General features: G+C 72.9%; 2 protein-coding genes. Both read right to left on the reverse strand.

Translation table 11 applies throughout. The annotated features are described in order from the left end of the window. Positions 1-229, reverse strand: a 229-nt coding sequence (locus I5E_RS20700) for a response regulator (protein WP_261975015.1), incomplete at its 3' end; no start/stop codon positions are given. A gap of 16 nt (positions 230-245) precedes the next feature. Next, a complete protein-coding gene (locus I5E_RS20705; RefSeq protein WP_022908657.1) occupies positions 246-965 on the reverse strand; it encodes a VIT1/CCC1 transporter family protein in 720 nt (239 codons plus the stop codon). Between the last annotated feature and the right edge of the window lie 10 nt (positions 966-975).

The raw sequence follows: 975 nt of genomic DNA on the forward strand, positions 1-975 counted from the left end.
CGGGCGGTCCGAGGACGACCGGGAAGTCCTGGCCCATCTCGCGGAGCCGCCGGCACACCTCGAACCCGGTCATCTCGGGGAGCATGACGTCGATCGCGGCGGCGTCGAACGACTGCCCGCGCGCCTGGACGAGCGCGGCGACGCCGTCCGACACCACGGTGACCTCGTGCCCCTCGCCGACGAGCCCGCGTTCGACGAGCGCGCCCATCTCCGGGTCGTCCTCGACCACCAGGATCCTCGCCACGTCACACCACCCCGCTCGTGCCGAGGAGGGATCCGATGACGAACGTCGCCGCGAGGGCAAGTGCACCACCGACGACCACGCGGACGGTGGCGCGCGGCATCGAGCCTCCCCCGATCCTCGCACCCGTCGCACCCGTGAGTGCCAGGGCGAGCAGGACGACGACGAACGTCACCGGGACCCGGACGGACTCGGGTGGCAGCAGTATCGCGAGCAGCGGCAGCACCGCGCCGATCGAGAACGCGGCCGCCGACGCGAACGCCGCGTGCCACGGGCTCACCACCTCGTCCTCGTCGATCCCGAGTTCGGTCGTCAGGTGCGCCCGCAGGGCGTCCCGGTCCGTCAGCTCGGCGGCGACGGCCTCGGCGGTCTCGCGCCGGAGTCCACGGGCCTCCCACAGCTGCGTGAGTTCCTCGAGCTCGGCGACCGGGTCTTCGTGCAGCTCCCGCCGTTCCTGCTCGATGAGTGCCCGTTGGCTGTCCTTCTGACTGCTCACCGAGACGTACTCGCCGAGCGCCATCGAGACCGCGCCGCCCACGAGCGCGGCGATCCCGGCGGTCGCGATCGCCGGGACCGAGGTCGACGCGCCCGCGACCCCGACGACGATCGACGCCGTGGAGACGATGCCGTCGTTCGCGCCGAGCACCCCGGCGCGGAGCCAGTTCAGTCGTGCCGCGAGGTCGCCGGTGTGCGCCTCACCGGCGTGCGGTCCAGGAGTGGTCATGCGCCCAGCG

This window comes from Curtobacterium sp. B18 (assembly GCF_000333375.1).
GTDB lineage: Bacteria > Actinomycetota > Actinomycetes > Actinomycetales > Microbacteriaceae > Curtobacterium.

Bases quoted from the DNA above. Each gene is read 5' to 3' on its own strand.
- I5E_RS20705 (WP_022908657.1), bottom strand. From the start codon at position 965: ATGACCACTCCTGGACCGCACGCCGGTGAGGCGCACACCGGCGACCTC.